The 14,171-nt window shown below is 68.5% G+C and carries 13 protein-coding genes; 7 read left to right on the top strand and 6 right to left on the bottom strand.

Annotated elements, in window-relative coordinates; all coding sequences use genetic code 11:
* Positions 1 to 258 precede the first annotated feature (258 nt).
* Genes PC39_RS07785 through PC39_RS07770 form a run of 4 tightly spaced genes read left to right on the top strand, consistent with a single transcriptional unit; the run spans position 259 to position 7,022 of the window.
* Positions 259 to 2,169: a hydantoinase/oxoprolinase family protein gene (locus PC39_RS07785; protein WP_353252813.1), complete on the top strand. Its 1,911-nt coding sequence runs from the start codon at positions 259 to 261 to the stop codon at positions 2,167 to 2,169.
* Complete coding sequence (locus PC39_RS07780; protein ID WP_353252812.1) at positions 2,166 to 2,546, top strand: acetone carboxylase subunit gamma; 381 nt, start codon at positions 2,166 to 2,168, stop codon at positions 2,544 to 2,546. The genes PC39_RS07785 and PC39_RS07780 overlap by 4 nt, the downstream gene beginning before the upstream one ends.
* Positions 2,543 to 4,690, top strand: a complete 2,148-nt coding sequence (locus tag PC39_RS07775; protein WP_353252811.1) for a hydantoinase/oxoprolinase family protein — start codon at positions 2,543 to 2,545, stop codon at positions 4,688 to 4,690. Before PC39_RS07780 ends, PC39_RS07775 begins: the two co-directional genes overlap by 4 nt.
* A gap of 40 nt (positions 4,691 to 4,730) precedes the next feature.
* A complete protein-coding gene (locus PC39_RS07770) occupies positions 4,731 to 7,022 on the top strand; it encodes a hydantoinase B/oxoprolinase family protein (RefSeq protein ID WP_353252810.1) in 2,292 nt (763 codons plus the stop codon).
* A 36-nt stretch (positions 7,023 to 7,058) separates the two neighbouring features.
* Here PC39_RS07770 and PC39_RS07765 read toward each other — a convergent pair whose 3' ends face one another.
* A complete protein-coding gene (locus tag PC39_RS07765; RefSeq protein WP_353252809.1) occupies positions 7,059 to 7,841 on the bottom strand; it encodes a DUF2189 domain-containing protein in 783 nt (260 codons plus the stop codon).
* 113 nt (positions 7,842 to 7,954) lie between these two features.
* Between PC39_RS07765 and PC39_RS07760 the strand changes: the two genes are divergently transcribed.
* The gene (locus PC39_RS07760; RefSeq protein WP_353252808.1) at positions 7,955 to 8,263 is read left to right on the top strand and encodes a nucleotidyltransferase family protein; all 309 of its coding nucleotides are present in this window, start codon (positions 7,955 to 7,957) and stop codon (positions 8,261 to 8,263) included.
* Positions 8,264 to 8,345: 82 nt separating this feature from the next.
* Positions 8,346 to 8,615, top strand: a complete 270-nt coding sequence (locus PC39_RS07755; RefSeq protein WP_353252874.1) for a HepT-like ribonuclease domain-containing protein — start codon at positions 8,346 to 8,348, stop codon at positions 8,613 to 8,615.
* 10 nt (positions 8,616 to 8,625) lie between these two features.
* On the opposite strand, the gene PC39_RS07750 is transcribed toward PC39_RS07755, so the two are convergent.
* A complete protein-coding gene (locus PC39_RS07750; RefSeq protein ID WP_353252807.1) occupies positions 8,626 to 9,180 on the bottom strand; it encodes a DUF2058 domain-containing protein in 555 nt (184 codons plus the stop codon).
* 156 nt (positions 9,181 to 9,336) lie between these two features.
* Here PC39_RS07750 and PC39_RS07745 point away from each other — a divergent pair, with 156 nt between their 5' ends.
* Positions 9,337 to 9,912: a DUF2452 domain-containing protein gene (locus tag PC39_RS07745; protein WP_353252806.1), complete on the top strand. Its 576-nt coding sequence runs from the start codon at positions 9,337 to 9,339 to the stop codon at positions 9,910 to 9,912.
* 12 nt (positions 9,913 to 9,924) lie between these two features.
* Here the strand turns inward: PC39_RS07745 and ccmI are convergent, their stop codons facing one another.
* Genes ccmI through PC39_RS07725 form a run of 4 tightly spaced genes read right to left on the bottom strand, consistent with a single transcriptional unit; the run spans position 9,925 to position 14,169 of the window.
* Positions 9,925 to 11,181, bottom strand: a complete 1,257-nt coding sequence (gene ccmI / locus PC39_RS07740; RefSeq protein WP_353252805.1) for a c-type cytochrome biogenesis protein CcmI — start codon at positions 11,179 to 11,181, stop codon at positions 9,925 to 9,927.
* A gap of 2 nt (positions 11,182 to 11,183) precedes the next feature.
* Positions 11,184 to 11,651, bottom strand: coding sequence for a cytochrome c-type biogenesis protein (locus tag PC39_RS07735; protein WP_353252804.1), 468 nt, complete (start codon positions 11,649 to 11,651; stop codon positions 11,184 to 11,186).
* 14 nt (positions 11,652 to 11,665) lie between these two features.
* The gene (locus tag PC39_RS07730; RefSeq protein WP_353252873.1) at positions 11,666 to 12,202 is read right to left on the bottom strand and encodes a DsbE family thiol:disulfide interchange protein; all 537 of its coding nucleotides are present in this window, start codon (positions 12,200 to 12,202) and stop codon (positions 11,666 to 11,668) included.
* A complete protein-coding gene (locus tag PC39_RS07725) occupies positions 12,199 to 14,169 on the bottom strand; it encodes a heme lyase CcmF/NrfE family subunit (RefSeq protein WP_353252803.1) in 1,971 nt (656 codons plus the stop codon). Before PC39_RS07725 ends, PC39_RS07730 begins: the two co-directional genes overlap by 4 nt.
* Positions 14,170 to 14,171: the final 2 nt, after the last annotated feature.

The raw sequence follows: 14,171 nt of genomic DNA, 5'->3' as shown, positions 1-14,171 counted from the left end.
CGAAGGGCCGGCTCCCCGTCTTGTTTCCGCCCGCCCCCCTGAAGGCCCTGAGCCCTCCGGATTCGGCGCCACCTCCGCCCTACCGCCACCACCACCCGAACTTCCACCCGTTATTACCCCTACGTGGGGTGTGGCCCCGTAGCCGCCGCCCCTAGCATCGGTTCAAACGGGGCAGGCCGCGTGCCGCCCCGGGACGATTACGACAACGACCGGGACCGCCGCGTGACGCGGCGGCGGTGCATGAACGGAGATAGTTCGATGGGGTTGCTCATCAACGTCGATAACGGCGGAACCTTTACCGATGTGTGCGTCAGCGACGGCGAACGCATCGTGAACGCGAAGGCGGCGACCACGCCGCACGACCTGACGGTGTGCTTCGTGGACGCGCTCACCCGCGCCGCGGAGGCGTATTACGGCGAGGACGACATCGGGCGCCTGGTCCGCGAGACGGACCACCTGCGCTACTCGACGACGGCGGGCACCAACGCCGTGGTCGAGGGCAAGGGCATGCCCATCGGCGTGATCCTGGCCGACGGGGAGCAGACGAATCTCTACGGGCACGGCGACGCGTTCCGCGACAGCCGCCTGTGGCAGGTGATGGTGCCGACCGAGCCGGTCGGCCTGACCCTGGACGGCAGCGAGGCGGAGCAGGCCGCGGTCACCGAGGCGGTGAACGGCCTCCTGACCCAGGGCGTGAGCCGGATCGTGATCTGCATGCCCACGGCGGAGGACGAGCGCCGGGTGAAGTCGATCATCTTCGATCGCTTCCCGCGCCATCTGCTGGGCGCGGTGCCGGTGCTGTTCTCGTACGAGCTCTCCACCGACCGCAACCATGCGCGGCGCCTGTCCACGGCGGTACTGAATGCCTTCCTGCATCCGGTGATGGAAGGCTTCCTGTACGGCGCCGAGGAGGTGGCCCGCCGCCACCACATGGAGAATCCGCTGCTGATCTTCCGCAACGACGGCGCCTCGGCGCGCGTTGCCAAGACCACGGCGATCAAGACCTACAGCTCCGGCCCGGCCGGCGGTCTGGTGGGCGCGGCGCAGTACGCCGACCACTACGGCGCGCCGGCGGTGGTGTCGTTCGACATCGGGGGCACCACCACGGACTTCGCGGCGGTGGTCGAGGGCAAGGCCTCGTCGCTGTCCTACGGCAAGGCCGGCGGCCTGCCGTTCTCGTTCGAGATGGGCGAGGTCGACAGCATCGGCGCCGGCGGCAGTTCGGTGCTGCGCGTGGCCGACGGCCAGGTGACGGTCGGCCCCGAGAGCGTCGGCGCCGCCCCCGGCCCGGCCTGCTTCGCCCGCGGCGGCACCGAGGCGACCATCACCGACGTGTTGTTGCTGGCGGGCGTGGTCGACCGGGAGAACTTCCTGGGCGGCACGCTCAGCCTGGACACCGATCGCGCGCGCCAGGCGGTCGAGAAGAACATCGCCGAGCCGCTGGGCGTGTCCCTGGACGAGGCACTGGTGGCCTGCGTCGACGCCTACGAGAGCAAGGTCGCCGACAAGGCCCGCGCCATGCTCGAGGAGCGTGGCCTGAAGCCGGCCGACGCGCTGCTGCTGGCGTTCGGCGGCGCCGGCCCGATGAACGCCTCCGGCGTGGCCGCCAAGGCCGGCGTGCGGCGGTTGATCGTGCCGCATCTGTCACCGGTGTTCAGCGCCTACGGCATCGGTTTCTCGGATCTGGGTCAGCAGTACTTCCTGGAGGCCGAGGATGTCGAGGACATGGGCATGGAAGCCGCCCGCGCCAGCCTGTTGCTGCGGGCGCGGCGCGACATGTTCGGCGAGGGCGTCGATCCGGACGCGGCGACCTACGAGTTCTCCGTCTGGTTCGACCGCGAGGGCTACGCCGATGCCACCCCGCTCAACGGCGCCGGCCCGAAGAAGGGGCAGCGCCTGCTGCTGACCGCCACCTACCCGCTGCCCAAGTTCGACTTCAGCGGCGAGGATCCCGGGCGCGAGCGCGATGCCGAGCCGAGCGGCTCGACCGAGCTGGCGCTCGGCGGCACGCGCGAGATCCCCGTCTACGACGCGGGCTCGATGCAGCCCGGCGACGGCGCCGACGGCCCCGCGCTGATCCGCGGCGGCTATCTCACCTGTCTCGTGAACGAGGGCTGGGGCTTCCACGTCTCGCCCAACCGCGACCTGATTCTGGAGGCCAAGCAATGAGCGATACCCAAGCCCGACCGGGACGCGTGGCGATCACCGAGTATCTCGAGGTCGACCTGAAGAGCGAGCGCTGGCACTGCCGCCGCTGCGATCACGACATCGGGCACGCCCGCAACAATTACAAGGAAGGCCTGATGGTGGCCGAGCGCGACCCGCGCGAGGTGCATCGTCCGCTGATCGACGAAAAACGGTACGAATTCAATTTCGGGCCGGATCCCGAGTGGTGCCGGCTCATCGAGTTCTACTGCCCGAGCTGCGCCACGCTGATGGAGGTGGAGTATCTGCCGCCCGGCCATCCGCTTACGCACGACATCGAGCTCGACGTCGACGCCATGAAAGAGCGTCACGCCGACAAACTGGAGGAGCAGGCACAATGAATCGCGTCAGTGTGGATATCGGTGGCACCTTCACGGATTGCTTCCTCGCCTTCGGCGGGAAGTACACGCAGGCCAAGGCCCTCACCACCCATAACAACCTGTCGACCGGGTTCATGGATGCCCTGGAGCGCGCCTGCAAGGCCATCGGCCAGGACATGGAGAGCGTGCTCAGCGGCGTCGACGCGGTGCGCTACGCCACGACCCTGGGCACCAATGCGCTGATCGAGCGCAAGGGGCCCCGCATCGGCCTGATCTGCACCGCGGGCTTCGAGTCCGTGGTGCCGGTGATGCGCGGCCGTGGCTACGGTGACGGCATGCCCGAGCAGTACAAGGCCGACCTCCCCGGTGCCGACCGCCCCGAGCCGCTGGTCGACAAGCCCATGATCGCCGGCGTGCGCGAGCGCGTGGACTGGAAGGGCGACGTCGTCCAGAAGCTGGTGGAGGAAGACGTGCGCCGCGCGGTCCTGCAACTGGTGGACCGCGGCGCCCAGGCATTCGTGGTCGGACTGACCAACTCGGTCCTGAACGCCGAGCACGAGAAGGCCGTCGAACGCATCATCTCCGAGGAGTACCCGGGACACTTCCTGGGCGGTATCCCGGTGGTCCTGTCGCACAAGGTCGCGGGCCGAAAGGGCGAGTACGCCCGCATCATGTCCGCGATCCTCGACGCCTACCTGCACGGCAAGATGCATCACGGCCTGTCCGGCCTGGAAGTGACCCTGCGCGACAACGGCTACCGCCGGCCCATGCTGGTGACCCACAACTCGGGCGGCATGGCGCAGCTCAACTCCACCCACGCCCTGCAGACCATCCATTCGGGCCCGGTGGCGGGCTTGGCCGCCACGGAGAGCCTGTCCGAGCAGTACGACGAGCCGAACCTGCTGGCCACCGACATGGGCGGCACCAGCTTCGACATCGGCATGGTCACCGGCGACAAGGTGAAGTTCTACGAGTTCAATCCGATCATCGACCGTTTCCTGGTGTCCACGCCGATGGTCTACCTGCATACGCTCGGTGCCGGTGGCGGCTCCATCGCGCGCTACGAACGGATGTGGAACGCGGTCGAGGTGGGCCCGGAGAGCGCCGGCTCCGATCCCGGTCCCGCCTGCTATAACCGCGGCGGCCGCGAGCCCACCACCACCGACGCCAACCTGGTTCTCGGCTACCTGGACCCGGATAACTACGCCGGCGGTTCCATCCCGCTGAACAAGCGCCGGGCCGAGAAGGCGATCGTCGACCGGATCTGCAAGCCCACCGGGCTGGGCCTGATCGAGGCCGCCCAGGCGATCCGGCGCAAGGTGGACGCCAACATGGCCGACGCCATCTTCAAGGAGGTGGCGGTCAAGGGGTACGATCCGCGCGATTTCTCGGTGCTGTCCTACGGCGGCGGCGGTCCGCTGCACGCCTGTGGCTTCTGCCGCGTGCTGGGGGTCAAGCGCGTCATCATCCCGCCGTTCTCCTCGGTGTTTTCGGCGTTGGGCGCCGGCAACATGGACCAGCTTCACATCCACGAGAAGTCCGTCTACCTGACGATCTACGACTCGGTGTCGAAGAAGGTCCTGTCCGATCCCAGCGAGCTCAACGCCGCGATCGAGGAGCTGAGCGCCGCCGGTCGCGAGGACCTGCGCCGTCAGGGCGTGCCCGACGAGGACATCCGTCTGCGGGTCGAGGTCGACATGCGCTACGGCAACCAGCTCGCCCAGACCGCGGTGGCCTCGCCCAAGAGCCGGTTCGAGGGCGTGCGCGACCTGATGGATCTGGTGCAGCAGTTCTCCGAGAGCTACGAGCATCGCTTCGGCGAGGGCAGCCGTGCCCCGGAGGCGGGCATCCGCATCCAGGTGGTGCGCGTGATCGCCTATGTCGAGCACGAGCACGTGCCGCTCGAGCCGTACCGCAAGAGCGACCGGACCGATGTGCCCGCGACCAGCCACCGCGATTGCTACTTCGAGGGCCAGACCGATCCCGTGGAGACGCCGGTTTACGACCATGCCGGCCTCGAGCCCGGGACCGTCATCCACGGACCGGCGCTGATCGAGTCCGAAACCACCACCTTCGTGGTCGAGCCCGGCTGGTATCTGATCGTGGGCCTGCAGGGCGCCGCGGTGATGGAGCGGGAAACCGACCAGAACCAGTCCCGGCACTGAAAACGCGCCGCACAAGCGACATCGCTTTAGGAGAGATCCAATGAGCACAGCAGAAGACCAGATCGATCGCGGCCGGATCAGCGCCGACGATCAGGAGATCATCGACAAGTTCCTGAAGGACAACGTGCTGTTCTACGGGCCGGACCGGGAGTTCATGCACGACCACCAGGTATCGGATATCACCGATGCCGAACGCGAAGCGCTCAAGGATGCGCCCGACGCGGAGACCATGAATATCATCCGCGCCCGCATGGAGACCGGTTGCACCGAGGCCTTCGAACTGGTCGAGAACATGGGTGCGGCACCGGGCGCGAAGTGGGGCGACATGATCGTCGGCCTGTTCTCGCGCGCCGGCGACCTGTCCGTGGCGAGCGCGGGCGGCGTGCTGCTGTTCTCGGTGCTGGCGCAGATGCCGGTGCGCTTCATGGTGAAGTACTGGAAGGACGAGCCCACCGTGGGCCTCAAGCCCGGCGATATCTTCATCCATAACGACACCCGCTACGGCAATATCCACAATGCCGATTTCTCCGTGATCATGCCGATCTTCGCGGGCGACGAATTGATCTGCTTCGCCGGCTGCGTCGTGCACGAGGGCGAATGCGGCGCCTGCGAGCCGGGCGGCATCCCGCCGAGCGCGGAGTCGCCGTTCGACGAGGGGCTGCGGCTGTCACCGATACGCGTGGGCGAGAACTACACCCTCAAGCGTGACCTGGTGACCTTCCTGCAGCATTCCACGCGCGAGCCCAAGCTGATGCTGGCCGGCCTCAAGTCGCGCCTGTTCGCCTGCATGCGGGTCCAGGAGCGTGTCGACGAGCTGGTCGACTCCTACGGGGCCAACGCCGTGATGGCGACCATCCGCCAGACGCTGATCGACACCGAGTCGGAGGCGCGCCGGCGGCTGCAGACCTGGCCCGAGGGCACGATCCGCAGCACCATCTTCTGCGACACCACCCTGCGCGAGGTCGTGCTGAGCAAGATCAACGTGGAGATGACCAAGCGCGACGACGAGCTGATCATCAACTTCCACGGCTCCGCGCCGGAATTCCGCAACCGGTCCGTCAACACGATCGTCTCTTCGCTCAAGGGCATGCTGGCGCAGCAGTTCCTGACCTTCGTGTGGCCGGACCTGCCGCGCAACCAGGCGGTGTTCGCGCCGATCAAGGTGCGCACCGACCAGGACTCGTTCCTGCACTGCAGCGACGACGCCGCCACCGCGCAGTCGATGATGTCCATCTTCCCGGCGTTCGGCGGCATCCAGCACGGCCTGCCCAAGTTCTTGTACAGCGCCGGGGAGCGGCACACGGAGATCATCGCGCCCTGGTGGCACATGATCGATACGCTGCTGTACGCGGGCGTCACCCAGCACGGTGAGTTCGTGGGCAATATCGCCTCGGACATCAACGGCATGGCCGGCAGCGCCCGCTGGAACCGCGACGGCGAGCACGCCATCTCGCCGATCTTCGCGAACTACGTCGATCACGGCGAGCAGGAGCTCATCGAGGAAGAGATCCCGATGATGCGCATCACCTGGCAACGGCTGCAGAAGGACGTGCAGGGCTTCGGCAAGTACCGGGGCGGACATGGGTGCCAGACCATCGCCACCGTCAAGGACACGCCGATGTGGGCCTTCATCACCACCGCCAACATGGGCAAGTTCCCGAGCGTGATCGGGGTGTTCGGCGGCTACGGCAGTGCCTGCACGCCGATGTGCAAGGTCAAGGGCATCGATGTCTTCAAGGAGCTGGAGAAGGATCCGGAGATCCTGAAGTCCTACGACACGGTCGACTTGATGAACGACCGGCCCTTCAAGGACGGCGACTACATCGCCACCCACATGGGCATGCCGCCGGAGACGGTCAACCGGGGCGAGCTGTATTGCACGCAGATGGGTCCCGGTGCCGGTTATGGCGATGTCCTGGACCGTGACCCGGAGCATGTCGCCAAGGACTTCGTGGACGGGCTGATCTCGCTGTGGACCGCGGAGAACATCTACGGCGTGGTCCTGAACCCGAAGACGGCGGCCGTCGATCGCGAGGCCACCGAGGCGACGCGCGAGGCGCAGCGCAAGGCCCGCCTGGCACGGGCCAAGCCCTACGCCGAATTCGTGGCCGAATGGGTGACCGATACGCCGCCCGAGGGTTTGCCCTATTACGGTAGCTGGGGCGATCTGGATGTGCTTTACCGCGGCTCGCCCGACAGCACCTGTCCGGCCGATGCGATCGAGCCGACCATCATGTCGAACCCGGCAGAGTTGGAGATGGCGCGCATGCGCAAGCGTCTCAACGATCTGATCGACAGCGGCGTCGGGGTTCTCGGGCCCGGCGACGCCTGACGGGTCCGGGACGACGCGGCGACGCCGGTCCGCCCGCTACCGGTCGGCGTCGCCGCGTCCCGGCCAGGCCGAGGCGTCCACGGTGCGGCGGTAGCCGTGCCAGGTGGCGTAGGCGATCAGGGGCAGCGCCACGGCCAGGCCGATCAAGGCCGTGGCGAACCCGATCGCCACCGTCGCCACGATGATCGCGGCCCAGACGACCATGGCCGGCTTGTTGCGCAGCACGGCGTTGATGCTGGACAGGGCCGCCGTGACCGCGTCCACGTCGCGGTCGTGCAGCATCGGCAGCGAGAAGGCGCTGACCACGAAGATCACCAGGCAGAAGAACGCCCCCACCGCGGAGCCGACCCCGAGATAGGTGGCGAAATCCAGCAGCGTGGCCTCGCTGGTCTGCGGGAAGAACACGTGCACCATGGTGGCGGCGCGCGCCCAGAGCAGGGCCACCACCAGTAGCAGGTTGGCGAACAGGGCCGTGCCCGCGAGCGAGCGGCGCATGCGCCGCCAGCTTTCGCCCATGGAAGCCGGGCGTCCCTCCTCCAGGGTCTGGCTCACCGTGTAGAAGCCGATCGCCAGCACCGGCCCGGCGAACACGAAGGCGGACAGCAGCCCCACGAGTACCCAGAAACCGCCGGTCAGCCAGGCGCCCGCGCTCACGGCCACGCTCGCCAGCACCACCAGCGCCCCGAAGAACAGGCTCTGCAGGGGCGCGGCCCGCAGGTCGCGCCAGCCCAGCGCGAGCCAGGTCAGCGGCTCGGTCGGACTCAGGGGGCGGCAGGGGGCCACCAGGGGGCGCGGCTGCGGCGTGTGGTCGTGATTCATGGATCGGTCCACTAAGTAGGATGTCATCTTACCCCGCCTATGAGGTCGCGATATCGTATCTTCGAATACGTCGGGTTTATGCGGGATTATTGATCGATAGCTACAATATCGGCATGAATGCGCTGATCGAAAATAATCGTCAAGCGATCGCCGAATTGTGCCGACGCCATGGGGTGCGTCGTCTGGAAGCATTCGGATCCATATTGCGCGAAGACTTCGATCGACAGCGCAGCGATATCGACATCCTTGTGCAATTCGAAACGGGAGCGGCGGGCAGCTTCGAGAACTACCTCGAACTCAAGGAGGCGCTCGAGAACCTGTTCCGGCGGCCGGTGGATCTGGTGGAGCCGCAGACGATCCGCAATCGACGTTTGCGTCGTTACATCGAGCAGAGCAAGACGCCTATCTATGACGCAGCGTGATCCGGGCGTCTATCTGGAAGATATCGAATATTGCGCCGATGCCGCGGTTCGATATACCGCCGGCTACAGTCTGGAACAATAGCTGGCGGATGATAAGACGCGGGCTGCGGTCGAGCGCGTGCTGGAAATCTGCGGCGAGGCTATGCGCAACCTCGACAAGGTGGCGCCGGAAGTCGCAAAACGCATTCCACACTCGCGCGCCATTATCGGTTTCCGGAATATTCTGGCGCATGGTTATGCGGCTTTGGACCATCGAAAGGTCTATGCCGTCGCCGTGACACATGCGCCCGAATTATTGGCGGCGGTTCGGGACGTATTGAAGGATTACCCTGAACCGGGGACGCCCACCTGAGCGGCGTCGGTTACCACATCAGGTCGTCGGGCACCTGGTAGTCCGCGTAGGGATCGTCCGGGTCCGGCTCGTTGTCGTCCGGCGTGACCAGCCAGACGCGGTCCGGGATATATTCCAGCAGCCGTTCGGCGGTGGCGCGCGGCACCAGCGAGGTGACGCCGCGGTAGCGGGCGATGCCCAGGCGGCCGGCGGCCAACTCGCGGCGCTGGGCCGGACTCACGTCCATGCGCCGGATGCGTTTCTCCACCGTGTAGTTGTAGGGCACGGTGTCGCCGGAGTCGGTGTCGCGCGCGACCCGGTTGCTCTCGATGATCTGGACCACGGCGGCCTCGCGCTCGCGGGCCGCGCGCTGGGCCTGGCGTTTCTCGTTGAGCTGGCGGTCGCGCTCGCGCTTGGCGGCCTGCGCGGCGTCGAGCTCACGGTCCAGTTTGCGGTCCTCGCCGGGGCGTTCGCCGCGCCGCCTGGCCGCCTTGCCCTTGCGCGTCTTCTCGTGCCGTGCCTTGCGGGCCTGCTTGGGCTTCGCGAGGCCGCTTTCCACGAGCTGTTCCTGGAGGGATTTGCCCATCCCGGTTCCGGTTGCTGGATGCGAACGGCGGCTATTGTAGCCCGGATGGCCGGGTTTCCGGGAAAGACGCGGCACGGGATCAGCCGGTCGCCGGGACGGCCCCTGTTAAGATGGAGGGCCACTTCGCGCCAAGTCTTGACGGACCCCAGTCGCGTCATGAGCAAGAACCCGAATCCCCAGGGCAAGGGCGGCTCCCCGGTGCTGGCCGCGCTCACGCAGCCGCGCGCGGCGCTGGAGGCCGTGCCGCCCAAGCGTATCGAGCAGGTGACCACGGAGTTGTTCACCTCGCTGTTCGTGCTGGAGAGCGAGTTCCGCTTCAAGCCCGTCCCCGGGCGGCCGCACTACCTGTACCGCAAGCCCGACCGCTACTGGCTGTGCCTGACGCCGCCGGAGATCATGACCGAGGATATCGCCGGGCGCTTCATCGGCACCTGCGAGCTGCAGCCGGACATGACCTGGACCCTGGAGCTCGCGCCCGAGGTGGCCGAGGACGAGACGTTCATGGCCGAGCTGGCCGAGCGGCGGGCCGCCTTCGAGCGCCGTCTCAGCGAGGCCGAGACCATGGACGACGTGCTGCCGGTGCACGAGCGCCGCTACGACTTCTACCGCCGGGCCTCCGCCTTTGCCCTGGCCTATTCGCTGGGCCGGTCCATGGACCAGTCGGGCATTCGCGGCCTGTCCTACGACGAGGCCATGGGGCAGCTCACCTACGAGGGCGACACCCCGGACTGACGGCAGGCGGCCTCAGCGCACCACCGAGTCGATGGTCACGTCCAGCGGTCCGTCGCTGTCCAGGGATGCCGTGTGCTCAGCCGACTCGAAGTCACCGGCGCTTGCCCGGGCGTCGCCGCTGCGGGAGACCCGGGCGACCACGGTGACCTTCTCGTGACCGGAGATGCCGCGGCCGGGCATCATCGAGTCGTCGTCGTCGAGGGTCACGGTGGCGGGCAGGTCGCGCACCCGGCGCTTGACCACGGCCAGCGGCATCGGCGGGCCGTTCACGGCGCGGGCGAAGATGAAGACCGTGTCGTCCGGCGCGGCACGTTCCCGCAGTTCGGGTGCCAGTGCGACCCGGACCCGGAGCGAGGCGGCGGGCGTCTCGGCTTCGGCCGTGGCCGGTGCGGTGGATGCCTGCGCGGCGGCCGGGGCCACGCCCAACCGCTCCCGCGCCCGCTCCAGGTTGCGGCGCACGACATCCGCGTCCTCGCCTTCCGGCGGCAGTTGACCGAGGAGCCGTTCCCAACGATCGATGGCCGTGCCGTAATCGCCGCGCTCGATGTTCGCCATGCCCGCCAGCCATAGGGCCCGTGGGTTTCCGGGGTCCTGGTCGAGCGCCCGCTCCAGCAGCTCGGCGGGTCGGCCCGAGAACGACATCGGCTCGCGAGTCGCGGCCAGGGCGCCGGCGTACTCCACCAGCACCTCGGGATCGTCGCCGAGCTGCTCGCGGGCGCGCGACAGGGCCCGCACGGCCTTGCCCGGCTGGCCCATGGCGGCGTAGGAGCGGCCCAGCATCAGCCAGCCCTCGCCGTTGTCCGGGTTCTCCGCCAGGCGATCCTCGAGGCGGGACACCATCGCCTGGATGTCGGGTGGCTGCTGCGGCGAGCCGGCGTTATCGGCGGCGCCCGGGCCGCCGCCGACCTCCAGGTACAGGGGCACGGCGATCAGCGGGATCGCCACGGCCGCCGCTGCCATCGGCAACCAGCGGGCCGCCGGTCGCCGCCCGGAACGGGGCGCGGTCGCGTCCGCGTCCTCCGTGTCCGCCAGGAGCTGGCGGTCCAGCTCCACCAGGGCGACCCGGTGCTCCTCGGCGCTGAGCAGTCCCGCCTCGCGCTCGCGATCGAGCTCCTCGCGGCGGCGGCGGTACAGGGTTACGTCCGCCTGCTCCGACGAGACGCCGTCGTCGGCGTCGGACGGCTGTCCGTGTCGCCACAGGGGGATCGCGACGATTGCCAGCGCGGCCAGGATCATGAGCGCGGCGAGTGTCCAGAAAAGCGGTTCCACGATCACGGCTCCCGGTGTCTGTCGAGCACGCGCCGCAGGCGCTCGCGCTCACTGTCGTCGAGCGTGTCCGGCGGCGTCCGCCGCGACCGCCGCCGGATGGCGATCACGAGCGCGGCCAGGCCGACGACGGCCAGCAGGAAGGGGCCGAACCACAGCAGGTAGGTCCGGGTGGTCACGGGCGGACGGTAGAGCACGAATTCGCCGTAGCGCTCGACCAGGTAGTCCCGGATCTCGGCGTCGCTCTTGCCCTCGGCGACCATGCGGTGGACCTCCTGCCGCAGGTCGTCGGCCAGGCCCGCGCCGGACGAGGCCAGGGATTCGTTCTGGCAGACCAGGCAGCGGAACTCGTGCAGCAGCCGCTCGTAGCGGGCCTGCTTGGCCGGGTCGTCGAAGTTCAATGGCTCGATCGCGGCGGCCGCCAGGGCGGCGGTCAACAGCAGCCAGGCCGCCAGTGTTCGCAGTGTCGTCATCGGGGGCCGCCTCGTCATCCGTTGCCGCTCCTCAGGCGTTCGATGATCGGACGCAGGGTATCGCGCCAGACCTCGCCGGTGACCGGGCCGATGTGCTTGTAGCGGATGGTGCCCTCGCCGTCCACGACGTAGGTCTCGGGTACGCCGTAGACGCCCCAGTCGATGCCGACCTTGCCGTCACCGTCGTGGGCGCTGGCGATGTAAGGGTCGCCGTGGCGTTGCAGCCAGGTCAGGGCGTCCTCGCGCCGGTCCTTGTAGTTCAAGCCGTAGATCGGGACCGCGTCCCGCCGCGACAGCCGCATCAGCACGGGGTGCTCCTGGCGGCAGGCCACGCACCAGGAGGCCCAGACGTTGAGCAGTGACACCGGGTGCTCGCGCAGCCGCGCCACCGACAGGGTGGCCTCGGGATCGCGCAGCGTCGGCAGCTCGAAGGCTGGGGCCGCCCGGTCGATCAGCGGCGAGGGCAGCTTGCGCGGATCCATGGTCAGGCCGATCCCCAGGAAGGCCAGGATCAGCGCCAGGACTCCCAGCGGCAGGAGGAAACGCATCAGGCCGGTACCCTGTCGTCCGAGCGCCGGGCGCGGGTTGCCCGCGCGGCGGCGCGATAGCGCCGGTCCGAGGCCGCGAGTAGTCCGCCCAGCGCCATCATCAGGGCGCCGGCCCAGATCCAGCGGATCATGGGCTTGTACTGGATGCGCACGCTCCAGGCGCCGTCACCCAGCGGCTCGCCCAGTGCGACGAACAGGTCGCGGAAAGCGCCGCCGTCGATCGCCGCCTCAGTCATGGCCGAGTTGCGGACGGCATAGCGCCGTTTCTCCGGGAACAGGTCGGCGACCGCGCGGCCGTCACGGCTCACCGTGAAATAACCGCGCATCGCCGTGTAGTTCGCGCCCTCGACGGCGCGCATGTCCTGGAACGTGAACCGGTAGCCGGCCACCGTGGCGCTCTCGCCCGGCGCCAGCCCGAATGTGTGCTCCTCGCCGTGGATGCTGACCGCGGCGGCGCCGACGATGAACACGGCCATGCCCACGTGCGCCAGGTTCATCGCGTAGAAGCCCTGGGGTATGGCGCGGAGACCGCTCAGGCCGCGGCGCGTCCGGATGCGACCGTAGAGGTTCTGGCAGGCGGTGGCCGCGATCCAGGCGGCCATGAAGATCGCCACCCCCAGACCCAGCGTGGCGCCGTCGGTAAGGAGCACGACGGCGGCGCCCGCGACCGCGAGGGCCACCACGAACGCCGTGCGCACGCGCCGGGCCAGCTCGCGGGCGGGCATGTGCCGCCAGCGCGCCAGCGGCCCCAGGCCGATCAAGCCGGCCAGCACCAGCATCGGCGGCACGAACACAGTGTTGAAATAGGGCGGCCCGACCGAGATCTTGCCCAGGCCGAGCGCTTCCAGGACCAGCGGATAGAGGGTGCCGAGCAGGACCGAGGCGCAGGCGACCACCAGCAGCACGTTGTTCGCCAGCAACAGGCTCTCGCGCGACAGCAGCGAGAAGGTGCCGGTGCTGCGCATGGTCGGTGCGCGCCAGGCGTAGAGCATCAGTGAGCTCCCGACGACCACCGCCATGAAGCCCAGGATGAACACGCCGCGGGCCGGGTCGGTGGCGAACGAATGCACCGATGTCAGCACGCCCGAGCGCACCAGGAACGTGCCCAGCAGGCTCAGCGAGAAGGCGGTCATGGCCAGCAGCACGGTCCAGGCCTTGAAGGCGCCGCGCTTCTCGGTGACGGCGAGCGAATGGATCAGTGCCGTGCCCACCAGCCAGGGCATGAACGAGGCGTTTTCCACCGGGTCCCAGAACCACCAGCCGCCCCAGCCCAGCTCGTAGTAGGCCCAGAAACTGCCGAGCAGGATGCCCAGGGTCAGGAACAGCCAGGCGACGGTGGTCCAGGGGCGGGACCAGCGCGCCCAGGCGGTGTCCAGCCGGCCGCCGAGCAGGGCCGCCACCGCCAGGCTGAAGACCACGGCGAAGCCGACGTAGCCCAGATACAGCATGGGCGGGTGGATCGCCATCGCCGGATCCTGGAGCAGGGGGTTCAGGTCCTGGCCGTCCGGCGGCGCCGGCCACAGCCGATCGAAGGGGTTGGAGGTCAGCAGTATGAAGGCCAGGAAGCCGATGCTGATCAGCCCCAGGACGCCTAGGGTGCGTGCCCGCATCACGACCGGCAGGCTGCGGCTGAAGGCCGCGACCGCCAGCGTCCAGCCGGACAGCACCAGCACCCACAGCAGCATGGAGCCTTCGTGGCCGCCCCAGACCGCCGCCAGCTTGTAGCCCATGGGCAGGCCGCTGTTGGAGTTGGTCGCGACGTAGCGCACCGTGAAGTCGTCCACCGCGAAGCTGTACGTCAGGCAGGCGTAGGCGATCGCTACAAACAGGAATTGCCCCGCCGCGGCGGGGCCGGCCACCGCCATCCAGGCGCCGTTGCCGGTGCGGGCGCCGACCAGCGGGAAGAAGGCCTGGGCCATTGCCAGACACAGGGTGACGGTGAGGGCGAATACGCCGAGCTCGGGGATCATGT

The sequence above is a fragment of the Salinisphaera sp. PC39 genome, from assembly GCF_040361335.1.
In the GTDB taxonomy this organism is placed as follows: domain Bacteria; phylum Pseudomonadota; class Gammaproteobacteria; order Nevskiales; family Salinisphaeraceae; genus APNM01.
This window is presented reverse-complemented; position numbering and strand designations above follow the sequence as displayed.